This is a genomic window from Acinetobacter sp. Tr-809 (genome assembly GCF_011753255.1).
Lineage (GTDB): Bacteria > Pseudomonadota > Gammaproteobacteria > Pseudomonadales > Moraxellaceae > Acinetobacter.
The window spans coordinates 333682-359474 of record NZ_VWVZ01000004.1; the positions used below are offsets into that span (position 1 = coordinate 333682).

Annotated in this window: 24 protein-coding genes; 15 read left to right on the top strand and 9 right to left on the bottom strand. The window is 40.5% G+C overall.

Annotated features, from left to right (window positions below):
- Nucleotides 1-7: 7 nt before the first annotated feature.
- The gene (locus F3J02_RS11375; RefSeq protein ID WP_005213105.1) at nucleotides 8-850 is read right to left on the bottom strand and encodes an alpha/beta fold hydrolase; all 843 of its coding nucleotides are present in this window, start codon (nucleotides 848-850) and stop codon (nucleotides 8-10) included.
- Nucleotides 851-1045: 195 nt separating this feature from the next.
- Nucleotides 1046-1903 carry a LysR family transcriptional regulator gene (locus F3J02_RS11380; RefSeq protein WP_167249381.1) on the bottom strand — a complete coding sequence of 286 codons (858 nt, stop codon included), beginning with the start codon at nucleotides 1901-1903 and terminating at the stop codon, nucleotides 1046-1048.
- 176 nt (nucleotides 1904-2079) lie between these two features.
- Between F3J02_RS11380 and F3J02_RS11385 the strand changes: the two genes are divergently transcribed.
- Genes F3J02_RS11385 through F3J02_RS11395 form a run of 3 tightly spaced genes read left to right on the top strand, consistent with a single transcriptional unit; the run spans nucleotide 2080 to nucleotide 4422 of the window.
- Nucleotides 2080-2766, top strand: coding sequence for an ankyrin repeat domain-containing protein (locus tag F3J02_RS11385; RefSeq protein ID WP_167249383.1), 687 nt, complete (start codon nucleotides 2080-2082; stop codon nucleotides 2764-2766).
- Nucleotide 2767: 1 nt separating this feature from the next.
- Nucleotides 2768-3229, top strand: coding sequence for a nucleoside deaminase (locus tag F3J02_RS11390; RefSeq protein WP_167249385.1), 462 nt, complete (start codon nucleotides 2768-2770; stop codon nucleotides 3227-3229).
- Between the two features lie 23 nt (nucleotides 3230-3252).
- Nucleotides 3253-4422, top strand: a complete 1170-nt coding sequence (locus F3J02_RS11395; RefSeq protein WP_167249535.1) for a cyanate transporter — start codon at nucleotides 3253-3255, stop codon at nucleotides 4420-4422.
- 92 nt (nucleotides 4423-4514) lie between these two features.
- Here the strand turns inward: F3J02_RS11395 and thiM are convergent, their stop codons facing one another.
- Nucleotides 4515-5330 (bottom strand): hydroxyethylthiazole kinase, encoded by an 816-nt coding sequence (gene thiM / locus F3J02_RS11400; RefSeq protein WP_167249387.1) that lies wholly within the window; start codon nucleotides 5328-5330, stop codon nucleotides 4515-4517.
- 23 nt (nucleotides 5331-5353) lie between these two features.
- Nucleotides 5354-6514 (bottom strand): hypothetical protein, encoded by a 1161-nt coding sequence (locus F3J02_RS11405; RefSeq protein ID WP_167249389.1) that lies wholly within the window; start codon nucleotides 6512-6514, stop codon nucleotides 5354-5356.
- Nucleotides 6515-6744: 230 nt separating this feature from the next.
- On the opposite strand from F3J02_RS11405, the gene F3J02_RS11410 reads away from it, so the two are divergent.
- From F3J02_RS11410 to F3J02_RS11420, 3 genes are all read left to right on the top strand, one after another.
- Nucleotides 6745-7218: a DUF2147 domain-containing protein gene (locus F3J02_RS11410; protein WP_167249391.1), complete on the top strand. Its 474-nt coding sequence runs from the start codon at nucleotides 6745-6747 to the stop codon at nucleotides 7216-7218.
- A gap of 143 nt (nucleotides 7219-7361) precedes the next feature.
- Complete coding sequence (locus F3J02_RS11415) at nucleotides 7362-7838, top strand: DUF2147 domain-containing protein (RefSeq protein ID WP_167249393.1); 477 nt, start codon at nucleotides 7362-7364, stop codon at nucleotides 7836-7838.
- A gap of 217 nt (nucleotides 7839-8055) precedes the next feature.
- On the top strand, nucleotides 8056-8529 hold the full coding sequence (locus F3J02_RS11420; protein WP_167249395.1) for a DUF2147 domain-containing protein: 474 nt from the start codon (nucleotides 8056-8058) through the stop codon (nucleotides 8527-8529).
- A 62-nt stretch (nucleotides 8530-8591) separates the two neighbouring features.
- Here the strand turns inward: F3J02_RS11420 and F3J02_RS11425 are convergent, their stop codons facing one another.
- Nucleotides 8592-8849, bottom strand: coding sequence for a hypothetical protein (locus F3J02_RS11425; RefSeq protein ID WP_167249397.1), 258 nt, complete (start codon nucleotides 8847-8849; stop codon nucleotides 8592-8594).
- A 346-nt stretch (nucleotides 8850-9195) separates the two neighbouring features.
- On the opposite strand from F3J02_RS11425, the gene pepN reads away from it, so the two are divergent.
- The 6 genes from pepN to F3J02_RS11455 all read left to right on the top strand — a co-directional run bounded on the left by pepN (nucleotide 9196) and on the right by F3J02_RS11455 (nucleotide 16831).
- Nucleotides 9196-11802, top strand: a complete 2607-nt coding sequence (gene pepN / locus F3J02_RS11430) for an aminopeptidase N (RefSeq protein ID WP_167249399.1) — start codon at nucleotides 9196-9198, stop codon at nucleotides 11800-11802.
- Nucleotides 11803-11912: 110 nt separating this feature from the next.
- Entirely contained in the window at nucleotides 11913-12599 is a 687-nt protein-coding gene (locus tag F3J02_RS11435) for a dienelactone hydrolase family protein (RefSeq protein WP_167249401.1), read from the top strand.
- Nucleotides 12600-12665: 66 nt separating this feature from the next.
- On the top strand, nucleotides 12666-13103 hold the full coding sequence (locus tag F3J02_RS11440; RefSeq protein WP_167249403.1) for an RDD family protein: 438 nt from the start codon (nucleotides 12666-12668) through the stop codon (nucleotides 13101-13103).
- A 309-nt stretch (nucleotides 13104-13412) separates the two neighbouring features.
- Nucleotides 13413-14108, top strand: coding sequence for a hypothetical protein (locus F3J02_RS11445; RefSeq protein WP_167249405.1), 696 nt, complete (start codon nucleotides 13413-13415; stop codon nucleotides 14106-14108).
- Nucleotides 14109-14164: 56 nt separating this feature from the next.
- On the top strand, nucleotides 14165-14884 hold the full coding sequence (locus F3J02_RS11450) for an MgtC/SapB family protein (RefSeq protein ID WP_167249407.1): 720 nt from the start codon (nucleotides 14165-14167) through the stop codon (nucleotides 14882-14884).
- A 114-nt stretch (nucleotides 14885-14998) separates the two neighbouring features.
- The gene (locus F3J02_RS11455; protein ID WP_167249409.1) at nucleotides 14999-16831 is read left to right on the top strand and encodes a monovalent cation:proton antiporter-2 (CPA2) family protein; all 1833 of its coding nucleotides are present in this window, start codon (nucleotides 14999-15001) and stop codon (nucleotides 16829-16831) included.
- 45 nt (nucleotides 16832-16876) lie between these two features.
- Here F3J02_RS11455 and F3J02_RS11460 read toward each other — a convergent pair whose 3' ends face one another.
- The 4 genes from F3J02_RS11460 to F3J02_RS11475 form a co-directional block, all read right to left on the bottom strand.
- Nucleotides 16877-18055 (bottom strand): benzoate/H(+) symporter BenE family transporter, encoded by a 1179-nt coding sequence (locus tag F3J02_RS11460; protein WP_167249411.1) that lies wholly within the window; start codon nucleotides 18053-18055, stop codon nucleotides 16877-16879.
- A 108-nt stretch (nucleotides 18056-18163) separates the two neighbouring features.
- On the bottom strand, nucleotides 18164-18814 hold the full coding sequence (gene leuE, locus F3J02_RS11465; protein ID WP_167249413.1) for a leucine efflux protein LeuE: 651 nt from the start codon (nucleotides 18812-18814) through the stop codon (nucleotides 18164-18166).
- Nucleotides 18815-18887: 73 nt separating this feature from the next.
- Nucleotides 18888-19877 (bottom strand): transaldolase, encoded by a 990-nt coding sequence (tal, locus tag F3J02_RS11470; RefSeq protein WP_167249415.1) that lies wholly within the window; start codon nucleotides 19875-19877, stop codon nucleotides 18888-18890.
- A 114-nt stretch (nucleotides 19878-19991) separates the two neighbouring features.
- Nucleotides 19992-20882, bottom strand: a complete 891-nt coding sequence (locus tag F3J02_RS11475; protein ID WP_167249417.1) for a LysR family transcriptional regulator — start codon at nucleotides 20880-20882, stop codon at nucleotides 19992-19994.
- 88 nt (nucleotides 20883-20970) lie between these two features.
- On the opposite strand from F3J02_RS11475, the gene aceI reads away from it, so the two are divergent.
- The 3 genes from aceI (at nucleotide 20971) to mfd (ending at nucleotide 25618) form a co-directional block, all read left to right on the top strand.
- Nucleotides 20971-21399, top strand: coding sequence for a chlorhexidine efflux PACE transporter AceI (gene aceI, locus F3J02_RS11480; RefSeq protein WP_167249418.1), 429 nt, complete (start codon nucleotides 20971-20973; stop codon nucleotides 21397-21399).
- Between the two features lie 198 nt (nucleotides 21400-21597).
- Nucleotides 21598-21993: a tautomerase family protein gene (locus F3J02_RS11485; protein ID WP_167249420.1), complete on the top strand. Its 396-nt coding sequence runs from the start codon at nucleotides 21598-21600 to the stop codon at nucleotides 21991-21993.
- A gap of 166 nt (nucleotides 21994-22159) precedes the next feature.
- Complete coding sequence (gene mfd / locus F3J02_RS11490; RefSeq protein WP_167249422.1) at nucleotides 22160-25618, top strand: transcription-repair coupling factor; 3459 nt, start codon at nucleotides 22160-22162, stop codon at nucleotides 25616-25618.
- Nucleotides 25619-25793 lie beyond the last annotated feature (175 nt).

Consider the following 25793-nt stretch of genomic DNA (forward strand, 5'->3'; position numbering starts at 1 on the left):
CTTCTCCTTAGTTCACGGCATTCATAAAATAATGGCTGAGTTGCTCGGCATTTTGAGCAGGAATCCAATGTGTTGCATTCATATGGACTTCTTGATATTGGCCAGTAAAAAACTGTTTATTCAGTTCTGCACTTTTCTTACCGATGGCGATATCTTTATTTCCCCACACAAACAGGGTAGGTACTTTTACTTTTTTAAAGCTTGAACGAATCGGTGCCAACGGCATACTGCGATACCAATTAATGGCTGTGCCAATACGGTTTTCCTGAATAAAATGTTGGTTGAAGTCGATGATTTGCTCGGCACTCATGCCAGAATTTTTTAACAACAAATGACTGAGCGATTTCGCTCGTTTAAAGAGCAGTTCAGGAATAAAAGGCAGTTGGAAAAAGCCGATATAATATGAGGTGAAGATTTGGGTACTGCTGAGCATCGACTTTAAAAATGCACCTGTGTGCGGCACAGAAACTAAAGTCAGATGCTTTACCAATTCTGGATATTGCAGTGCTAACTCACAAGCAACGATCGAACCCCAGTCATGACCAATGACGTATACAGGCTTTCCTAACAAATCAATAAAAGCTTTGACATCGGCAACCAACTCATCAATCGAATATTGGAAACGACCTTTTGGAGCAGCGGTTAAGCTATAACCACGTTGTTCAATGGCAAAGGTGCGGAAGTTATGCTGATTGAGGATTTCACTGGTCGCTTGCCAACTTTGTGCAGTTTCTGGAAAACCATGTAAGAGAATAACGGGGTTTCCATCCATGGGACCAGAATCAATCACATTAAAAATCAGGTTATTACGACAATATTGGCGATATCGTTTCTCTGTCTGTTTTGCCATGCTGACCTACTTATCAAAGATGTCTATTTCAATCGATAGTAATCAGCGCTATTGGCACAGTCTTGACAGTAGAGGATAGGATTTAACTTCTTGTGCCATGACAGCAGCTTTTGGCACATCAAGCATATTGCTTGGCATTTAAAGACAGTTATTCGCTGTTTAATTTGCGTTTAATTGATGGTTTATCCGCTGTTGTTATTCAATTTTTGATTGGTCAAAACGCTGTTGAAGCACAGCGGTCATCTGTTGCAGTAATTTTGAGATGAGACCATCTTTGTCCCACGCATAGATTGAAACAGCCATGCTGGGTGTCTTGCCTAAAGGAAGGTGTTCACGAACCCGATGTCCTTTTGTTGTTGCTACAGGCAAGAGCGATAAACCTAAACCTGTTTCAACGCCAACCAGTACACTTGCCAAACTGTTACTGGTAAAAGCGATATACCAATGTTTGCGTTCGCGCTCAATACGTTCGAACATTTCCTCACGGTACAATCCACCTTGTGGGAAGGTCACCAATGGGATTGGGTCAGTCCATTGTTTGCTGTGATCGATGCTTTCAAACCATGCAATTTCTTCTGGAAATGTTGCATGGTAATCAGAGCTTGCAGCCATTTCTTTGACAACCACAATATCAAACTGTCCGCTGCGATAGCGTTCCATGAGATCACGGCTTAATCCTGCTGTCACATCCAGTCTGACAGTACGATTTTCCTTACTAAATGCGCTCAACGCCAAAGCCATGTCGGTATTCATTATATCTTCTGGCAAGCCGATTCGAATCGGAATGGTACCTGCTGGATCGCCTAGAATATTTTCAGCCTCTTGTTGTAAAGCTAGAATCCGCCGTGCATAACTGATTAAATATTCACCTGAGCTTGTGAGTTGTAGGGGGCGTGCATTTCGATCAATCAATTGTTTGCCCACAGACTCTTCTAATCTGGCGAGTTGCTGACTGACCGTGGATTGGGTCATATGCAAGCGTTCAGCAGCTAAGGTAAAGCTACCAGCTTCGAAAATAGTGACGAAGGCTCGGAGTAAGCGTGGATCGAACATAGAAAGCAACCCTTGAACACATGTGTGGTAAGCGATTTGAATCAGTTAACTATTCATTATCTTAATACATTTGATTAATTAATTTAATTTTTAAATATCAATAAATCTTATTATCCTAAGCGCAATTGTTCATTCAATCCATTTCATTTGTCAGGACGAATTCTTGGAGTTTGTATATGCACAAATCATTAATGTCAGCTGTATTTACACTAGCGGTGACGGCATGTAGTCATGCAACTTCGGGAGATCCTATGCAAGAAGATGCCTTACATACTGCTGCTGCGCGCAATGATGTGACACAGATTCAACAATTACTCGCTAAAAATATTCAGATTGATGCACGTGATGCTTCAGGCTCAACCGCTTTAATGATCGCAACACGTGCTAACAATGTTCACGCTGCACAATTTCTGATTGATGCAGGTGCGGATGTCAATGCCAAAGATCGCATTCAAGACAGTCCTTATCTTTATGCTGGCGCGCGTGGCTATTTAAAAATATTGAATATGACTTTGCAGCATGGCGCTGATCTAAAAAGTACCAACCGCTATGGTGGTACAGCGTTGATTCCAGCCGCCGAACGAGGGCATGTGGATACTGTACGTAGGCTGATCGCAGCGGGTATCGATGTTGATCACATCAATAACTTAGGCTGGACGGCTCTATTGGAAGCGATCATTTTAGGTAATGGTACTCAACCGTATCAGCAGATTGTCGATTTACTGATTGCAGCGGGAGCCAATGTCAATATTGCTGATGGTGATGGAATTACACCGCTTGAACATGCACATGCTCGTGGCTATACACATATTGAGAAAGCATTATTAGCTGCAGGTGCGAAACCAAGATTTATGGAACATTAAGATGGAACAAGCAACAGATTTTCTACGTCAGACCATAGAATTGGCCTATCAAAATTGTCAGCAAGGAGGTCGTCCTTTTGCTGCAGTAGTGGTGAAAGATGGAGCAGTTATTGCCACTGGTGTGAATGAGATTTTAAAAAGCAACGATCCTACAGCACATGCTGAGTTACTGGCAATCCGTGCTGCAAGCCAACGTTTGGGTACAGCCAATCTTGAAGGCTGTGTCATATTTGCCAGTGGGCAGCCTTGTCCGATGTGTATGGCAGCCATGCGTTTAGCTGGGATTCAGGCGGTGAGCTATGCACATTCGAATGAAGATGGTGAACCGTTTGGGTTATCAACAGCAGCGATTTATGCTGATCTTGCTAAACCCTTTGCAGAGCAGTCGATGAATATTCGCTATATTCCAGTCCGAATAGAAGAAAAACCAGATTTATATGCTTACTGGAAATCCATGACCTAAGCAGTGTGATAGAAAAGATGAATATGCAAAATAACCGAATATTTTTGGTGACAACGGTTGCCTTGGTTGGATTGAACCTTCGTCCATTTATGACCAGTGTTGGACCTGTTGCTAGTCAAATTCGGACAAGTACGGGTTTGAGTTTGCAAGGTATTGCATTATTAACTTTAGTGCCGATGCTGCTTATGGGGCTCGTTGCCTTTGTTGGTCCAGTTCTACAAAAGCTGCTTGGCGAACGTCGTGCCATTGTTGGGGCATTGATCCTGATTGGCTTGGGGTGTGGCTTACGTTTTGTTGCTGTAAATGGATGGGTTCTAATTTTAACCGCTGCCATCATTGGTTTTGGTGTCGCTGTTGTTCAAGCGGTTTTTCCAAGTTTGATTAAAAGAGAGTTTCGTGATCATCTCAGCCCAATGATGGGGCTGTACTCAGCCATGCTGATGGGTGGTGGGGCACTGGGAGCCGTGCTAGCCCCGATGGTGACCAGTATTAGTGGTGATTGGAAAGTTGGTCTTTCTATTTTTGTGTTACCTGCATTCCTTGCGCTGTTATTCGCAAGTTATTTCCTGACCAAATCTGTATCTCCGCATAAAAAAATGCCGTCGGTGATATTGTTATTAAAACAGCCAAGAACATGGTTGCTGATCTGCTGTTTTGGTTTGATTAATGGAGGCTATAGCTCGATTGTTGCGTGGCTTGCACCTGCATTTCAAGTACATGGTTGGACTGCCACTGCGAGTGGGAATTTGATGGCTGCGCTAACACTTAGTCAGGCCAGTGCTGCGCTCGTTTTACCGTATTTATCGCGTAAAAACAAAGATCGTCGAATTTGGATAGCTTTAACCCTGATCTTGCAATTGATTGGCTTTGCGGGTTTGGCTTTTGTGCCAGATACCTTTGCTTATGTTTGGGCCATAACCGTAGGTATGGGATTGGGTGGCTGTTTTGCTTTATTGATGATTGTGGTACTCGATCATTTGCCTGATCCCTCACATGCAGGACAACTTTCAGCTTTGATGCAAGGTGGAGGATTCCTACTGGCTGCGATTGCACCTTGGTGGCTTGCAGTATTGCATGACATAACGGGAACTTATAATGCAGGATGGATTTGGCATTTGAGTATGGTGGTGATTGTTGCAGTGTTAATGAATCGTCTTGACCCACAGCATTATGAAAAAGTAATTGGTTTTTAGGTGGCTAAGGTGACTTATTTGTATTGTGATCATGAAACTTGATAATAAAAAACACATCTTTTGATGTGTTTTTTATTTCGCAGAATTGCAGCTTAAAGGATTTCAATATCCACATATTGCTGGATTAAATTGTCATCCAGCATATGCACATAATCAAGAAATGCCACATTAAAGCTCCCCACCGTTTGCGCATGCTCATAGGCAAGCTTACCTGCTATGGCAAAATGGATATGTGAGGCAAGTGCAGCAATGCTCGGATTGCTGACAGCATGATAGGCAGCGGTTAATGCACCTAAAGCACAACCTGTTGCGGTAATTTTTGGTTGTAAATAACAGCCACCATTGACTTGAATCACAGCATCGAGTTGTTTGGAGATGATAAAGTCTGATTCACCAGAAATAGCAACGCATTCAGTATGCTGCAATAGGCTTTTTGCTTGCGTATAGACATCATGGCTATTCAAAGTACTATCCACGCCTTTAGACTGAATCTGACTGCCTGCTAAGGTACTGATCTCAGAGGCATTGCCACGAATAATGTTGGGTTGAAATTCTAATAATAGATTGACCGTTTCACTACGCCACTTTAACACTGCGCCATAACCAACAGGGTCTAGCACCCAAGGGACCTGATGTTGTTGGGCTGTTTGAGCCGAAATTAACATGGCTTGAGTCTGTTCTGTCGTCGGTGTTCCAATATTGATACTTAAGGCAGCACTGATTTTGGTGAAGTCTTCAGCCTCAAATGGATTATCAATCATGGCAGGCGAGGCGCCTGCTGCAAGTAAGATATTCGCCACATAATTGTTGGCAACGCTATTGGTCATGCATTGCACTAACGGTGTTTGTTGTTGTAAGGCACGCCAGGCGTCGATGACTTGATCAATCAGTTGTTGTTTGTGTGACATGGCACATCCTTAATATCGATATCTTAGCGAGTGAAATAATGATCTTGATGCTTGCATCTGCGACAAATCAATGACACATAATCTGTCGCATCATAATCCACGATCAAATCATTTGAGCCGCAGTACATACAACGTTTAACCGAGTAGAAACTTAAGCGAGGTTCGATTTTTCGCCAAGATTTCCAAACTGGCTGAATAAATATACTTTCGTCATAACCCAAAAATTTAAACAGCAGGACTTCACTCATTTTACTAAATGGAATGGTATAAGGTCTTGGTAAGGTGGTGGTTTCCCATCGCTCAGCTAAAGCACGCTCACGATATTGTTCCAAGGTCTTTTTTAATAAGTTGGTATTGATAAACTTATCATTTCTTGGCTGCAAAGCATTTTGTTTATGTAAATATTCTAAAGCGGTTTGAATCAAATAAAAAATTTGACCTACAGCCAAACCTTCCATTAAACGGTAGCAAAAGGCTTGAAATGGCCGATTGCCCGCAATTTGAATGCCCCAAGTCCGACAATAGAACTGCATAAACTGCACAATTTCTTGATAGAGCACAAGGTAAAGTGCATCTTTGACTTCATCGGTGCTTTTAAATGGAATACCTTGACTCAGGTTTTCATAGAACCAATGGCGTAATTGCTGAGTTATGCTAAACAAGCTAGGGTCTGAATAACCATCCAGACGGATATTCAAATAATAATGTTCCGTTTCCAAAGCCGTATCTTTTGGCTTAAATACTCCCAATTTAAGTAATTCTTGAACCAAATGGTTCTGAAATAAGTAGTTGGGGGTAAATTCTCGATATTTAATATTCTGCCAATGAATCAGCTCATCATGTTGTACATCCTCACGTGCATAGCTGTCTAGCAAGCTGAGTAAGAATAATTTATGTAAAAAACTAAGTTGATTCAGGCTATAAATCACTTCGTCTTTGATTTTATATTTACGTTGCTCTTGCAAAATTGTTTGTTGGGTCTGTTTTTTCCGCAAGGCTGTACATTGGGCGCAGTGACAATTCAGTTTGCTATCACTTTTAAAGACACGATGCTGGCAGTGGCTGCATTCGTGAAATTGAAACTCTTGGTTGTATTGTTCAGCCTCAACCCAAAACATAGAGGCTTGGCATAGGGGGCAATGGCTACTTTCATCTAACTGTTTTTGTAGAATCTGTAAATCCATTGATATTAAGCCTATAACCGTTAAATAGAGAATTATACATGCTCAATCCTAGGAGTGATGCAAAGATTATATATAGATAAAAATTAAGAACAAAATGAGACTTAATTGACTGAATTTTATATAAAAGATAATCCTATAACTTTGCTATTTTTTAAATTATGGTAAATTTCTGCGCCAATTAGAATCATAACTCAATATGAATTGAACAAAGTTAAAGCAAAGGGGAAAACATGAATAATCGGATTTGGATACAATCTGTTATTGGCATAATGATGTGTTTGAGCAGTATTTTCACATACGCAGATCCAATCGAAGGGTATTGGCGTAGTATTGATGATCGAACTGGAGAACAACTGACCATCATTGAAATAAGAAAAGCCCCTGACAATACCTATCGTGGCAAAATTGTTTATATTTATCCGAATGCACAAGGCGTTGTGGTCACACATTGTGTGAATTGCCCGCCACCCTATACTGGAAAGCCACGACTGGGCTTAGAAGTATTAACAGGGCTGGTTGAAGACCCGAAAAAGCCCGATAGCTTTATCAATGGTCGAATAGTCGAAAGCAAAACTGGCAAAGTGTATAAAGGTAAAGCACGTTTGACGGCCGATGGTAAACGTTTGCATATGCGTGGTTATGTGGGAATTTCTGCTTTAGGTCGGACTGTGGTGTGGATTCGCAAGGACAGTGCCAATCCTTAATCATTTATTTTTAATTGTGTGAATTGATTAAAATTTTATTTGATTTTAAACAATTAAATATCTTTTGCTTGTGTTGACTGTTTCTATACATTCGCATAAAAATGAAGGGATAGATGGATCGATTTTGCATTACGGAGCTTATTATGCAAAAAAACACACTCATGAAAGGAATCATGGGCATTTCTTTGACTGTATTCACGACGCTTAGTTTTGCCTCTACGCCTGAAGGATTTTGGAAAAGTATTGATGATCGTACTGGCGAGCAGCTTTCAATCGTAGAAATTAAGAAAAAACCAGATAACACCTATACAGGAACGATTGTTTATCGTTATCCCGTTTTAGGTGGTGGGACGGTACTCACCAACTGTGTGAAATGTCCTGAACCTTTTAAAAATAAACCGATTCAAGGGCTACAAATTGCGTGGGGATTGAAAGAAGACCCTAAGAATCCAAATCAATATATTGATGGTCGGGTATTAGAGCCTAAAACAGGTAATATCTATAAAGGAAAAGCGCAACTGAGTTCGGATGGAAAGCGTCTGCGTATGCGTGGTTATATGGGAATTTCAGCATTGGGACGCACCCAAGTCTGGATTCGTACCGACAGTGCGAATCCTTAAATAGTCGTTGTTTTTTTAAGAAAGCCTAAACGACTCGTTTGGGCTTTTTTATTTAAGCTAAAGAATGTACAAGATGCTGTGAAATCAAGCAGCTAGATTAGCTACTTCTTATACAAATGAACGCTAGCGTACAGTGTAACTTGGGTAAAAGTGTGATAATTTCCGTGCATTAAACCTATAAAGATGAATAGGTTACTTTTTTTAAGACGGGGTTGATATGCTAAATCGTATGCTCATGAACGGAATCATGGGGCTCACTATTGCTTGTGCAAGCGCAATGACTTTCGCAGCTTCTATTGAAGGGTACTGGAAAAGTATCGAAGAACGTACTGGTGAACAACTCTCAATCGTAGAAATCCGTAAAGGAAATGACGGCCGTTATCATGGGAAGATTGTTTATCGCTATCCAAACTCACATGGTATTGCGCTCACCAATTGCACCAAATGTGCTGCACCGAATACCAATAAGCCAATTCTTGGGCTAGAAATTTTATCAGGCTTTAAAGAAGATCCAAATAAACCTGACTCTTATATCGATGGGCGTGTATTAGAACCGACTTCAGGTCGTATCTACAAAGGTAAAGGTGTCGTCACTGGCGAAGGTAAACGTTTACGCATGCGCGGCTATATGGGCGTTTCAGCACTGGGTCGTACTGTCGTTTGGCTACGTACTGATAACGCAACACCATAATCGAATATTTATAAAAAAAACCTCGAATTCGCTTCGAGGTTTTTTTATGGTTAAAGTGAGTGTTAAACAGGGCATGGCAAGTTTTCGTCCTCCTGACCGATTTTTTTTGCATTAATAAGTGCTTGTACTTTCTTGCTTGGTAGTTTTTCTTTACCAAGCGCATCGTATGTATTGACAATATTGGTTACTTCTAAAGTTGTCAGTTCAATTCCCTCTGCTGTTAAAAAAACTGAAATTACATGATGATCCACACCAGCTTTAGCGAGGTCATGGATCGCTTTGATATTTTCTAAACGATATAGGTGTGCTTTTAATTCCATCGTCTTTACCCTCGTGCGTTTTATTGTATTTACCTACATTGGCATATTAGGTTAAGCAATAACCGTGCACAAAATGTAAAACTCGGGAAAAAAATGTAAGTTGAGCGATAAAACCCATTCGATTCTGTAGCATTTATTTAAGAATGGAAAACTATGTTGTAATTTTGTCTAAACGGCATGCCATTTGCTAAATAAATTTGAAAACGTGAAAAGTAAACCCAATAAAATTCTTAAAACTGGTACGTGGCTCTAAAGACAGGTTTTGTAAGTTGGCGTATGATCGACTAATCAAGAAGTCTTGCCAACAAGACCATCTAAACGACATGATGAAAGATAAGGAATACCGATGAATATTGCGGCTCAGCCCCCTGTACAAGCAGATCAAACGATTTATTTAAAAGACTACCAAAAGCCAGCATTCTTGGTTGAATCAATTAACTTAGATATTCAAGTCTATGATGATCATACGCTTGTAGACTCAACACTGGTGATGAAACGTCAGACAGCAGGTGCATTGGTTCTGTTAGGTCGTGATCTGGAACTAAAATCGATTCAACTGAATGGTCAAGTTCTGAGTGCTGGGCAATATGACCTAGATAGTGAACAATTGCTGATCACTGATGCACCAGATCAGGTCATTGTACAAACGCAAGTGATCATTCATCCGGAATCGAATACTCAACTTGAAGGTTTATATAAGGCTGGTGATTTATTTGTCACTCAAAATGAACCAGAAGGTTTTCGTAAAATTACCTTTTATCCAGACCGTCCTGATGTATTGGCTGAATTTACCACGCGTGTAGAAGCCGATAAAAAATATCCAGTTTTACTTGCTAATGGTAACTTATTGGAAACAGGTGAAGCTGGTGAAGGTCGTCATTTTGCGATCTGGCAAGATCCGACCAAAAAACCAAGCTATTTATTTGCCTGTGTGATTGGTGATTTGGCGGTACTTAAAGATCGTTATACCACTTCGGAAGGTCGTGATGTTGCTTTAGAAATTTATGCAATCGAGAAAGATATTCCGAAATGTCACATCGCAATGGAGGCGTTAAAGCATTCAATGCGTTGGGACGAAGAACACTATGGTCGTCCTTACGATCTCGATAACTACATGATTGTCGCGGTCAGTCAGTTCAACATGGGTGCAATGGAAAATAAAGGTTTAAATATCTTTAATACGTCTTGTGTGCTTGCTGATGAAGAATACACCACTGATGCTGCGATCATGCGAGTACAGTCAGTTATTGCACATGAATATTTCCATAACTGGACAGGTAACCGTATTACCTGCCGTGACTGGTTCCAATTGTGTCTAAAAGAAGGTCTAACGGTTTTCCGTGATCAGTCTTTCTCTGAAGATTTACAATCAGCAGCGGTACAACGTATTGATGATGTTGCGGTATTAAAGTCGCATCAATTTCCAGAAGATGCAGGCCCATTGTCTCATCCGCCACGTCCAGACCATTTTGTCGAAATCAACAACTTCTATACCGCGACAGTGTATGAGAAGGGTGCTGAAATCAACCGTATGATGGCAACGTTATTGGGTAAAGAAAAATACCGTCAAGGCACAGATGAATATTTCCTACGCCATGATGGGCAAGCGGTCACAGTTGAAGATTGGGTTGCGGCATTGAGCGCAGGTTCAGGTGTTGATCTATCTAACTTCCTCACCTGGTATAACCAACCTGGTACACCAAAGTTAGAAGCTACGGGTGAATATGATGCTGCTGCACAGACTTATCGTTTAAGCTTTAAACAAAGCTTGAAAGCACATCCAAAATATCCAAACCTCAAAGCCGTACCAATTCCTGTGGCTCTCGCATTATTTAATGCCAATACCGGTGAACAATATACCTTGCACAGTACTGATCTGTTTGTGAATGAGGTCAAAGATGGTGTGTATTTATTTGATCAAGATGAAGCAACAATTGAATTTACAGGGGTGACAGAGCAACCTGTGGCTTCGTTATTGCGTAATTTTTCTGCCCCTGTGAATTTAGTTTTTGATTATTCCAATGATGATCTTGCCTTCTTGATTCAGCACGAAACCAATGGCTTTAACCAATGGCAAGCGACACAAACTTTATTGGAACGTATTCTTTTAGAAGACCATAAGGTGGACACCTATATTCAGGCAATTAAAAATACCTTGCCAGACTTAGTGAATAAAGATCCGTTATTGGCATCGCGTTTATTTGATGTACCAAGCGAAAACTATTTAGGTAGCCGTATTGATCAAGATTATGAGCCTGAACTGATTCGTGAAAAGCGTGAAGCGGTGCTGGATCGTTTAGCGCGTGACCTAGGTTCGTTCTGGAAAGAGACCTATTTAGCCTTAGATCCTGACCAGCAAAAAGAGTTTTCTTTGGCAATGGGCGTGCGTTCATTGAAAAATATCACCTTGAATATGTTGGCACGTCAAGGTGATGAGTCCGTATTTGATCTGGCTGATAGCCAATATCAACAAACAGGTAATATGTCTGAACGTTTAGGTGCATTACGTGTTTTGGTCTGGAATGATGCACCACAAGCCCAAGCAGCATTGGCTGATTTCTATAACCGCTTTAAAGATGAAGCCTTGTCTTTAGATCAATGGTTTAGCATCCAAGCTTCGAATCCATGTGCGACAGCGGAAACCATTCAGTATCTTACCAAACATGCGGATTATGATTTGGGTACACCAAACCGTATCCGTGCTGTGAGTGGTGGTCTGGCTGCAAATCCAGTCAATACGTGGAGCTTTGGTGTTGATCATTTTATTGAGCTTGCAGCTTATCTGGATGAGAAAAACCCAATTTTAGGTTCGCGTTTATTACAAGTGCTATCACGTTGGTACACCTTAGCTGAACCACAGCGTAGTCAGGTTCAACAAGCACTTAAGGCATTGCAACCTAAAGTAAAATCTAAAAATGTAGCTGAAACATTGAACAGTTTACTCAGTATTTAATCTACAAATTTAATGAATAAAAAAGGATGTCGTCAGACATTCTTTTTTATTTGACAATCAGTATTGTCAGAAATAGTATGGAAATCATTCGAATGTAACGGATGACTGCAATGGAAATAAAAACAATCACATTACCGACACGTCAAATAGAAGTTGAAGTGTATGCACCTAAACATAGCTCTGAAAAAGCACCAGCTATATTATTGCTACACGAGTTATTTGGTATCCTCGATGCCTATCGAGAAGATGCACAAGATTTGGCTGATCGTGGCTATTTGGTTTATGTGCCTAATCTATTTAGTGGTGGCGCAGTGAAGTACTGTATTCGGGCAATGGTGAGCAAAGCAGGACGTATCAATGCAGCGGACAGTGAAGTTAATCAAGAAATTCATGTCTTGTTAGATGCTTTAAAGACCGATCATAGATCAAATGGTCGTTTAGGTATGTTAGGGCAGTGCTTAACGGGGGGCTATGTGATTCAGATGGCCAAGCGCGAAGATATGCTAGCGCCTGTGGTTTATCATCATTCTCTGGGTATTCAAGGTGCTGGTGTTCCAAACAAAGAGTCTCTGGATGACGTTCGTATTCTACAAGGACATTGGTCTACCGTAGATCCATTTTGCCCAGCGACCAAGCGTAATAAACTGATTCAGCAATTGGGGGATCGGGTTGAAGCTTATACCTATAATATGCCGCATGGTTTCCGTAGTGTTAGTCGGGGTTTGCCTGAAGCCCAAGTCGTGTGGCAGCGGACTGTTGATTTTTTTGAGCGAGAATTAAAACAAAACACAATATAAATCATTGGAACAACAAGGTATTATTGACCAAGATTCATTTATAGAAATAAAAAAGCGAGGGGAAATATGTCTCAACAATATGAATATGCGGGCTTCTGGATACGTTTCGGTGCCGCGATTATTGATTCAATCATTGTGATGGTTGCCATGATTCCATTAACCATGATTTTTGGTGGTGGCAATACCACAGTTGCCTCTGATGGTTTTTCATCATTCCAATTTATGTCTACGGCAGATTGGATTTGGCAAATTCTAGCCGCAGTATTTTATATTTTCTGCTGGATTAAATTTGCAGGGACACCAGGTAAACGTCTACTTCGATTAAAAGTGTTGGATGAAAAAACGGGTGAAAATGTGACTCTCGGGCAAGCTATCATTCGCTACATTGGTTATATCCCAGCAACATTAGTATTTTTTATTGGTTTAATCTGGGTGGCTTTTGATTCTAAAAAGCAAGGCTGGCACGACAAAATGGCAAAAACTGTTGTGGTGAAAGAGCTTTAATTTAGAGCAAAACTTTATCATGTAATAAAAAATTCATACGATAGGGCTTGTGAATCAATTCGCATGTCCTATAATGCCCGTGAGTTTATTCACGGAGATCCTAAATGGGAAGTTGTTCGAGGTTCGGGTTTAATAAAGGATTAAGCCAAAGCGAATACTGAGCAAGCGTGCCATTTAGGTCGGCTATCTTGCAATGAGATAGCTTTGCTAAAATGATCTAAACCCTCCTATAAAATTTTGCTGTATCCACAAAATTTATTATATTGACTGCATCCTGTTTAGTTTCTCACCAAAAATGGGGAGAAGCATATGTTTTTTCACGCTTCCATTCAATGGCTTGCTGTTCTTAACGTATTTATTTTATGTGGATTATTGCTGACTCAAAAGAGTAAGGCGGGTCCACTCATCAACACCGATGATGTCTCTATTACAGCGGCACAACAGTGTCAGCTAGAAAGTACTTATAGCTATAACAAAGATGGAACTTGGTCTTATCAAGTTGTTCCAGCATGTAACCTCAATCAAAATTTAGAAGTATCGTTAGGTTATCATTCAAGTAAAGATCAAGATCAGATTCATGGCTTTTCAGCTCAAGCCAAAACCATTTTAAAGCCAATGGAAAATAATTGGGGTGTTGCCAGTAGTTTATTGCTATCACGAGATGATGTAAAACATCATGGTCGTGATCTGGACTGGTTTTTAAATGTGCCTGTAAGCTTTCATTTTTTAGAGCAGCGCTTACAACTGGATAGCAATATCGGTTATCAACATGCAGATGAACGTTTGCTGCGCTGGGGTATTGCATCTACCTATGCCATGACTGAACGCTTAGGGTTAACGCTTGAAACCTATAATCAAGATCGTCATACACCTTTCTTTCAAACCGCTGTACAGTACAGTGTTATCCCAAATGTTTTGACCTTAGAACCCTCATTTGGTGACCGTTTAAGTTCCTTGAAACAGCATTGGTTTGGAGTAGGGCTCAGTTTTACACCATCATCATAATTGCCTTAAATTCACTTTAGCCACCATTAAAATGATTGAAAATAAATAGGTGTAAGATGCAATTAAAGTTTTTACAAAATATTGATTTATCAAATATCGCTGATACATTGATCAGTCTTTCGGCAGCATTTATTTTAGGTGCATTGATTGGATTTGAACGTCAGTATCGGCAGCGAACAGCGGGATTAAGAACCAATGTTTTAGTTGCCGTTGGCGCTGCGATTTTTGTCGATATTGCCACCAATTTAACCGGTGCAGAAGGGGCAGTTCGCGTGATTGCTTATGTGGTTTCAGGCATTGGTTTCTTGGGTGCGGGTGTGATTATGCGCCAAGAAGGTAATATTCATGGTTTAAACACGGCTGCCACTTTATGGTGTTCAGCCGCCGTGGGAGCATCTGCTGGTTCAGACTTAATTATTGAAGCTGTGTTAGCGACAGCTTTTATTCTAGCTGCGAATACTTTGCTCAGACCGATTGTACATGCAATTGATCGTCGTCCGATTGATGATGATACTGAGGTTTTACATGTTATCTATATTATTTGCGATCGCAGCCAGAGTAAGGCGGTGATGGATGAACTTAATTTAACTCTAAAGCATCATAATTATCCTGCTAAAGATATTGATGTGACACCGTTTGGTGAAAAAGAGGTAGAAATTGAGGTGACCTTGATTGCCACGTCCATCGACGCAGAAGAAGCACAACACATTATCAATCATTTAAATGCCATGCCACAAATCCGGCAAGCATTTTGGGACAAAAATGCGATAAATTAAACCTTAGAAATATTTTCTATATCATGGAGTTGGGATACATTGTCCTATTAATGATATATAAAATGTCGATTGTTTCACATAAAATGAAGCCAGCTTGATAACAATGAGAACAGTATGAGTTCAGAAGCACATTCAATCAGTTTAATTGCGCCAGTGGTCTTGCTTGCTGCTGCTGTAATTGCCGTTCCAATTTTTAAACGTATTGGCTTGGGTTCAGTACTTGGCTATTTAATTGCGGGTCTCATTATTGGCCCTTTTGGTTTGGCCTTCTTTCATGACTCTGCTTCGATTCTGCATATTGCTGAATTAGGGATTGTGATGTACTTATTTGTGATTGGTTTGGAAATGCAACCTTCACATTTATGGAGTTTGAGGCGTGAAATCTTTGGACTCGGTACTTTGCAAATTATTGCGTGTGCTTTAGCACTGACTGGAGTTGGTCTACTCTTTGGATTTACATGGCAAGTTGCATTTATTGGTGCTGCAGGTTTTGTATTGACCTCAACAGCGATCGTCATGCAACTACTTGGTGATCGTGGTGATATTGCTCAACCACAGGGACAAAAGATTGTCTCAATTTTATTGTTTGAAGATCTGCTGATTGTTCCGTTATTGGCAATTGTTGCTTTCATGGCACCTAACCATGTGGTAGAGACAACTTCTACCCGTTTAGAAAGTATTGGCCTTGGTTTAATTGCGATTGCTGGATTAATTGCAGCAGGGTATTGGTTACTGAATCCGTTATTTAGATTGCTCGCTGCGGCAAAAGCCAGAGAAGTCATGACAGCTGCTGCACTTTTGGTCGTGTTAGGTGCGGCATTGTTGATGCAGGTCAGTGGATTATCCATGGCGATGGGTGCTTTCCTCGCAGGTGTATTGCTATCTGAGTCAACCTTTAGACATCAAATCGAAGCCGATATTGAACCATTCCGCGGATTACTATTGGGGCTATTCTTCCTTGGTGTCGGAATGTCATTGGATTTATCGGTTGTCGCACAAAACTGGCAACTGATTATCAGTGGGGTTTTGGCAATGATGTTTGCCAAGGCCTTGCTGATTTATATCGTGGCACGTGTCACCAAAAGTTCGCATACTGAAGCTCTGGATCGGGCATTACTGATGGCTCAAGGTGGCGAGTTCGCTTTTGTACTGTTTGCAGCCGCAGTCAGTGCGCAAGTCATTGATAATTCAGTGAAGTCGAATTTAACTGCGATTGTGGTTCTATCGATGGTACTCACCCCAATTCTGGGCATCATTTTTAAACGCTTTACTGAAAGCAAAGATCAAATCAGCTTGGAAAATGTCAATATTGCTGAAGGCTTGAGTGGTAGTGTGCTGATGATTGGTTTTGGTCGTTTTGGGCAGGTAACCAGTCAATTGTTACTGGCGCGAGGTGTTGATGTTACGATTATTGATAATGACATCGACATGATCCAAAATGCGGAAAAGTTTGGTTTTAAAATCTACTATGGTGATGGTGGCCGTTTAGACATTCTGCATGCTTCTGGCGCGTCTACTGCGCAAGCGATTGTGGTTTGTGTGGATAGCAAAGAGACCACGAATCGTATTGTCGAATTGGTTACGCATGAATTCCCATTGGCAAAACTTTTGGTACGTTCTTATGACCGTGAGCATTCGTTGTACCTCGTCAAACAAAAAGTGGATTATATGATTCGGGAAACTTTCGAATCTGCGATCAAGTTTGGTGAGGTGATTCTGCAAGAGTTGGGTGTTGATGAAGATGAAGTAAGGCTTATTAGCGATGAGATTCGAGAGCGTGATGAAGAGCGTTTTGAAACAGAGATCGCTGCGGATGATGTCTATGCAGGTGTGGGTTTGCAGTATACCCATGCTCATCCACGCCCAACTGCACCATTAATTCGACCTAAACAGGTTGGTCGAATTTTAAATGACGAGGATGCACAGAAAGACCTAGAGGAAAAGTGATTTCACAATGCTTTCCGTGCATGATTTGAATAAGCCTTAGTTTAACTAGGGCTTATTTTTTGCTTTAAATCTAAATAAGATCAGCACGAAGATACCCAATAGCAGGCCCCAAAATGCTGAACCAATTCCCCAAAATTGAACACCAGAAGCACTACATAAAAAGGTGAGTAGCGCAGCTTCACGTTCTTCAACATTGGAGAAAGCAACCGCAATGTTATGGCTAATTGTCGCAAATAAAGCGATTCCCGCAAGTGCCACAATAAAGATTTGTGGGAATGACATCAGCAAGCTGACAAGTGTTGCTGCGAAAAGTCCCATGAGAATATAGAACAGACCACAGCTAATACCTGCAATATAACGTTTGCTCGGATCAGGATGAACTTGATCATCTAAACTTACTGCGGCACTGATTGCCGCCAAGTTTATTGAGAAACAGCCGAAAGGCGCAAAAACAGCATGAGCAACACCTGTCCAGCCGACCAATTGATTGACATGTGGGTGATAGCCATAGCTTTTAATCATGGCAATACCGGGTAGGTTTTGCGAAGTCATATTGATGACAAACAGTGGCAAAGCTAGACCTAAAATAGCAGACCAAGAAAAAGAGGGTTGCATCCAGATCGGTTGAGTCAGTGACCATGTAATTGCCTGTAGTTTAAAGTCAATAAACAAAGGGCAGATCGCTGCACCTAAAATCACGGTCAGCACAATGCTGTATCGTGGAAATAAGCGTTTTGAAACCAAATAGATCACCAGCATACTCAAGATAAAACCAAGATGGCTTTCTAAGCTGCTAAAAATCTGAATACCAAATTTTAATAAAATGCCTGCCAGCATGGCACAGGTTAAACTTTGTGGAATATGTGCCAATAACTTCTGGAAAATACCTGAAAAGCCAACAATGGCAATAGCAATACCACAAATAAGGAAGGCACCAATCGCTTCATACAAATCATAATGGCCTGTCGAGGCAATGATCAGTGCAATCCCCGGAGTCGACCATGCGGTAGCAACGGGATATTTATATTTCCAAGATAGAATCAAGCCCGAGAGACCAATCGCAAGTCCCAATGCCCAAAACCAAGAACTGATTTGCGCGGTATTGGCACCTAAAGACTGTGCACCTTGGATGACAAGGATGGCGGAAACACTAATTCCGATTAAGAAAGTAATAAAGCCAGCAAAAACGGCAGGAATCGAGAAATCTTGGATGAGACGTTGCATCTATGCATCTATACTTGATTAAAATTTGTTGAAAAGTATATCGTTAATGCGCCTGAAATCGTAGTTCTAAAATGATTGAATAAATTGATCGTTCAATCAAAAACTGAATTAGCTTAACGTTGAAGTTGCTAGCCTTAAACCGAAACCAAAGAATAATATTCCAACAAGACAAATACCCGTCGCTGCCAATTTATAATTATGTTTAAAGAAGCCAGCAAGTTTCACTCCCGAAAAAATAAGGGCGGTTAAATAGCTAAAACTTACAATCTGGACAATCAGCGCTAACATTAAAAAGCTAATTGCTGGGTAGGCGTAGTCAGGTTCAACAAACTGTACAAAGAAAGACAGGAAAAATAAGATTGCTTTAGGGTTAAGTAAGCTGATACTGAGCGCAGTACGGTATGGATGGACTTGATCAAGTTTAGGTAGGTCAGCTAGTTCGGCATGGTGAGGTGGTTTATTCCATGTTTGGTAAGCGCCTTGTAATAACTTAAAGCCCAAATAAGCGAGATAACAAGCACCTGTTAATTTAAGAATAATAAACAGGATTGGGAAAGCTTTGAGTAAAGAAGCTGCACCTAGTACTGTACAGAGGATTAAAATCGAATCCCCAGTAAATACCCCACAAGCTGCGGCATAACCCGTACGGATACCATAACGTGATGCCACAGACATGACATATAACGAGTTCGGACCAGGTAATAACACAATTAAGATTGTACCAATAATATATGTGGTTAAATCTGTTATGCCGAACACAATGAACTCATTAAAAAAACCGATTTTCGCTAATATAGCAAAAATCGGTTTTTATAGGTGAAAAATCGACTAATTATGGTTTGATTTCAGCATCAATTCCAAAAGACTGGCGCAGCAATAAGCTGAGTTGATCACGTGCCTTGATAAATCCATCAATACCGCCCTGTAGCAATTGGAATGCCATCAAGTCTTGCTCAAGTTCAGCTTTAAAACTTTCTTTGGTTTGTGCAGAGCGTTCTATTTTTTCAGCTTGTTGGGCTGATTCAACACTGAGTTGAGCTTCAACAACTTGTTGATCTTGTTCCAACTGGGCCAATAGATTTGGGGCAATGGTGAGTAAGTCACAACCCGCCAGACCAAGCAGTTGTGCTGTACTACGGAAGCTTGCGCCCATCACTTGTGTTGCGATGCCATTTTGCTTGTAGTAGTTATAAATCTTTTTCACAGAGAGTACGCCTGGATCTTTTGCAATCGGATACTGCTCTACACCTTCAGCTTTTTTGTACCAATCTAAGATACGACCGACGAAAGGTGAGATAAGAGTGATTTTTGCATCAGCACAAGCCTGAGCTTGATGTAAACCAAATAATAAAGTGAGATTACATGGAATACCTTCAGCTTCAAGCACTTTTGCTGCTTGAATGCCTTCCCAAGTCGACGCGATCTTAATCAGGATACGGGATTGTTCAATGCCATAACCCTGATAAAGTTTAGACAACTCACGTGCTTTGGCAATGGTTGCTTCAGTATCATAGGACAAAGACGCATCAACTTCTGTCGAAATACGGCCATTGATCAATTTTAAAATTTCGACGCCAAACTTCACTGTTAGAATATCGATTGTGCGCTCAATTAGTTCATCACTTTGATACCCTTCCTGTTTAGCTTGGGTATAAGCATCTTCAATCAGCTCTCTGCTTTCTGGCTGTTCAGCCGCAGCAGTGATGAGTGAGGGGTTTGTGGTTGCATCTAATGGACGGAATTTTTCAATCGCTTCCAGATCACTACTATCTGCAACAACAGTTGTTAAATTTTTTAATTGGTGTAATGCGGTCTGAGTCATTTATATCGTGTTCTTACATAGACAATATTATTGGTAACTTCTGTTATAACACAATCTGTGTGAAAGCAAAGTACCGCTTTTTATTCACAGATGATTCGATCAAGTCAATTGTGCTCACTCATTTTGCTGACGTTGTTTCCTGATGTGTTCTATTAAGAACCTTGCCGCAGCGCCCAAGTCACTTTCTCTGCTCCAAACTAAATCAACATAATATTCAAATTTAGGCGTGAAATCATAAAGATCCAAAATCTTAAGTTTCTTTTTAAGTTCAGGGTTTTCATTAAACATTTGTAAGGGCAATACCCCCCAACCCAAATTGCGAACAATCATCATACTTGCAGAGTGATGATTATCTGTTCGCCAATAGTCTTTGGAATAAAGCAGTTCAGGTTTGATGGTATGATCACGACTGGCTACAACAATTTGCCGTGTCTGCACCATTTGCTCAAATGACACTTGATCAAGCGCTGCTAAGGGGTGATTTTTCGCAATAACAGGGACGAGAGCTTCCCGTTTGAGTTCAACAAATTGTTCACGGCTATCCAATTGCTCACGCTCAAACATCAAGGCAAGCTGTGCAGATTGATCCAGCAACATCTGTAGAGCATCTTCTTGTGGTGCAGAAAAAATATTTATAGCGAGACTCGGAAAACGTTGCTCTAGCAGGGTGATGTAGTCGGTCCAGTTGGTATGCAACAGTTCAGAAACCACCACAATATTTAAAGTTGATTCTAAACCTGTACTCAATGCATGCGCATGTTGCTTCCATTGATTCATTTCAATCAATAGCTGCTGTGTCTTTTCATAGAGCGCTCTGGCTTCATCAGTTGGAACGGGCTCACGGCCAATGCGCTCAAATAGATTGAGATTGAGGTCGATTTCTAAATTGGCAATCGACATACTTACAGCAGAGGGGACTTTTCCCAATTTTCGTGCTGCGGCAGAGAAGGAGCCTGTTTCAATCACGGTTTGAAACATGATGAGTTGTTCTTGGTTAATATTCATCTGTCAAAAAAACTGAAAGAATCTAATTGGATTGATCAGTATTATAAAAATAAAATGGTGCATATCCAAACAAGAGAGTGTTATAGAAATGTTGATTTCCAAAAGAAGACTCATTCATGCAATCGTATATGAAGTGATTTTATTGGTCATCATCGCAATTGCATTAAGTTTTATTTTTAGTATGCCGATGGAAGTGACTGGTACTCTAGGTGTATTTATGGCTGCAGTTTCTGTCGTCTGGAATATGATTTTTAATAATTATTTTGAAAAGATCGAACGTAAATTTAATTGGGAAAGAACGATTCCTGTACGTATTTTACATGCGATTGGATTCGAAGGTGGTTTGCTCATTGCGACTGTACCAATGATTGCATATATGATGAATATGACAATTATTGAAGCATTTATTTTAGATATTGGCTTAACGCTATGTATTTTGGTGTATACCTTTATCTTCCAGTGGTGTTATGACATGGTGGAAGAGCGTTACTTCCCAAATGCAAAACTTGCATCTTAAGCAAGGTTGTTCAAAAGCATTCTTCAGCGGATTCTGAAGAATGCTTTTTTATTGAGCTAATAAAATAAGCACAATTTAATTACAGTATCTATAAAGTCAGCACGATGAAGTTTATTTAATATCTGAAGTGCAAGTTTTGAAAAAATAAAAGTGAATATACAAATATTTCATCACGCTAGATCGTAGGAGAATAAAAACATGCCGAGTGTACTTATAGAGGTCAGGCAACAATACACAATAGATGAAGAACTAGAGATTATGGAGGCAGTGCATTCTGCACTCAGAGATGCTTTTAAAATCATGGCAAGTGATCGAAATGTACGCTTAATTGTGCATCAAGCACATCGTTTTCAATGTCCGCCAGAAAAAGCAAAACCTGAATGTTATACCTTGATCAGTATTGATGCGTTCCTTGGACGTTCCTTAGATGCAAAACGACAGTTATATAAAATGATCGTGAACAATCTTGAACCAATTGGCATACCCAAAGACCATGTTAAAATTATGCTGCGAGAGCTTCCTTCGGAAAACTTTGGTGTACGCGGTGGGCAAGCGGCTTGTGATGTTAATTTAGGTTTTAAAATTGATGTTTAGAACAAGGTTTTAAAAAGGAAAGCTCTATCAGGGCTTTCTTTTCTTTAAATAGGAAAATAGCCTAAGTAAACTAAATCATATTGGTCAAAGGGCGAATTTCTTCTTTATCTAAAAAACATCATGCTAAAATAGGGAACTTATCTTTTTAGATTGCATGACTTTCTCTATGTTTCAACAAGAAATTTCTCAATTAAACCTACAACAATTCAAAGCGGGTGAAAAACGCTGGATCGGTTCCTTATTGGGATCATCAGCGGCACTATTATTCAAAGAAATTGCCACTCAAAGTTCAAATCTATACGTCATTGTTGCAAGAAATAATCAGCATCTTGCTCAGTTGGAAAGCGAACTGGAATTCTACGGAATCAAACCTGTAATTTTCCCCGATTGGGAAATCTTGCCTTATGACCGTTTATCTCCGCATCAAGATATCGTCTCTGAGCGTTTGGCAATCTTATCTAATATGCCACAAAAGGGCATTTTACTGATTTCTGCCAGTACTTTGGCGCAGCGTGTTGCACCGTATTCGTGGGTTGTAGGTGAACATTTTGATATTAAGGTTGGTCAAAAACTCGATTTAGAAGTACAAAAAAAGCAATTGGTACAAGCGGGTTATCGCTTGGTAGATACAGTTTATGATCATGGCGAATTTGCTGTTCGCGGTAGCATCATGGATATTTATGCTTCAGGGCAAGATGAACCGATTCGAATTGATTTATTTGATGATGAAATTGAAAGCTTAAAATTCTTTGATCCTGAAACACAAAGGACTACAGAATCTTTAAAAAACTTTACGGTATTACCAGCAAAAGAATTTCCATTGAAAGAGGGGCGTTCAACCTTTAGAGATCGTTATGCAGAAAGCTTCCCAACTGCAAATCCTAAAAAAAATCCAATTTATCAAGATGTACTTGAAGGAATTGCAACGCCAGGTTTAGAGTTTTATTTACCATTATTCTTTGATAAGAAGGTAATGGAAGCGCAGAGTATGCTGACGACATACTTACCAAGCAATTGCGTTGTAATTACAAATAATGAAATTGAAGATGATTTAATTAACTTCTGGAAAGAAGTAATGCGTCGTTATGAAGACCGACGCCACAACATTGATCAACCAATTCTTGCACCTGAAGAACTTTTTTTAATGCCTAATCATGTATTACAGGCATTAAATCAATTCCCACGAATTTTGGCTTCAGCAGAAGTTTTCGAGAGCAAAGCTGGTGTACTCAATATCGCAGCTGAACAACCGCCTAAGCTGGCAGTTGATTCGAAAAAAGAACAGCCTTTCGAAGCGGTAAAGCATTATATCGACCAAGCCAAGCATCCGGTTTTGTTGGTTGCTGAAAGTGCAGGGCGTCGTGAAACGCTAAAAGATGCATTGCGTGGCGTTTTGGGTGAAATCCAAAATGTAGAGAGTTTTACCCAATTCCAAAAAGATCAGCTACAGGTTGCGATTACCAGTGCACCGCTAGATCGCGGTTTGTTGCTGACTAATCAACTTTCGGTTATTTCAGAAAACCAGCTCTATGAGCATCGGGTCGTACAGCGCCGTCGTAAGCGACAGCAAGAAGTATCTGAAGAGTTCTTGGTTCGTAGTTTAACCGAGTTAAGTATAGGTGCACCTGTAGTGCATATCGATCATGGTGTTGGACGTTATGCGGGTTTGATTACCTTAGAAATTGATGAGCAGGATCATGAATTCTTACAGCTCGATTATGCTGATGGCGCTAAAGTATATGTTCCTGTAACCAATTTACATCTGATCAGTCGTTATAGTGGCGGCGATCCAGATTTAGCACCATTGCATAAACTGGGTACAGATACTTGGAGCAAAGCCAAACGCAAAGCTTTGGAGCAAATCCATGATGTTGCTGCAGAGTTATTGCATATTCAGGCCCGTCGTCAATCCAAACCTGGTTTTGCTTTCGAACTGGATCATACTGGATATATGCAATTCTCCAGTGGCTTTGCCTATGAAGAGACTTTAGACCAAGCTAACGCGATTGAAGCTACTATCCATGATATGCAGCTTGCGAAACCGATGGACCGCTTGGTTTGTGGTGATGTTGGCTTTGGTAAAACTGAAGTGGCAATGCGTGCTGCATTTGTTGCTGTACAAAACAACAAACAAGTAGCGGTGCTGGTGCCAACGACATTGTTGGCACAGCAGCATTATGAATCATTTAAAGATCGCTTTGCCGATACCGCGGTACGCATTGAAGTATTATCTCGCTTTGGCAGTAATAAAACCCACTTAAAAACCATTGAAGATCTTGCTGAAGGCAAAGTCGATATTGTGGTTGGAACGCATAAAATTCTGCAAGAAAATATCCAGTTTAAGAATCTTGGATTAATGATTGTCGATGAGGAACATCGCTTTGGTGTTCGTGATAAAGAACGGATCAAGGCATTACGTGCCGATGTCGATATGTTGACTTTAACAGCGACCCCAATTCCGCGTACTTTAAATATGGCATTCTCAGGGATGCGCGATCTATCAATTATTGCAACACCACCAGCACGTCGTTTAGCCGTTAAAACCTTTGTACAAGAACATACCGATGATTCGGTCAAAGAAGCGATTCTGCGTGAGTTATTACGTGGTGGTCAGGTGTACTTGTTGCACAATGAGGTAGATACCATTGAACGTGCCGCTGAAACGATTCGTAATCTAGTCCCTGAAGCACGGGTGGCTGTGGCACACGGGCAAATGCGTGAACGTGAGCTTGAGCAGGTGATGCAGCAGTTCTATCATAAAGAATATAACGTGTTGGTGTGTTCAACCATTATCGAAACGGGTATTGATGTTCCTAATGCCAATACAATCATCATCGAACGTGCCGATAAATTAGGACTTGCACAACTGCATCAATTACGTGGTCGTGTCGGGCGTTCGCATCATCAAGCTTATGCCTATCTACTGGTTCCATCACTTAAACATCTCAAAGGTGATGCGGAAAAACGTCTCGATGCCATTCAACGTGCTTCAACCCTTGGTGCTGGTTTCATGCTTGCAACCGAAGATTTGGAGATTCGTGGGGCTGGTGAGTTACTCGGTGAGCAGCAAAGTGGTTCAATGCAGGCGATTGGTTATAGTCTGTATATGGAAATGCTTGAGAAAGCGACCAAAGCCATTCAAAAAGGTAAAACTCCTAATTTTGATGCACCATTATCATTAACTGCCGAAATTAACTTGCATATGCCAGCCCTGATCCCAGATGAGTACTTGGGTGATGTGCATCAACGTTTGTTATTTTATAAGCGCATTAGTAATACAGATAGCCAAGAAAAGCTCGACAATATTCGTATGGAGTTGATTGATCGTTTTGGTATTCCGCCACAGCCTGTGAAGCAATTATTTAGTGTGCATCAGTTACGCTTGCGTGCAGAGCAATTGGGAATTACCAAAATTGACATCAATAGTAATGGAGGTTATATCGAATTTGCCCCAGATACACCTGTTCAAGCCATCAGTATCATTCAATTGATGCAGAAGAATCCAACCTACTATCGAATGGAAGGTGGGCAACGTCTGAAAGTCATGGTGCAATTAGCTGAATACGATAAACGGATTCAGTTCATTGTCGACTTATTAAATAAGCTATTAAGCGAGTTGAACTGAGCCTTTGATAATCTCGGTTTGATTGTTAATTGAGCAAGTTCTGTTTTTAGCGAGATGCACTGATGTTTTTGATCAGATGTTCATGCAATAAATGAGGAAAATCATTGTTATTTGTAATCAAACAGGTTACTAATAATATTCACATCAAAACTGATGTGATAGTATTGATCATCAT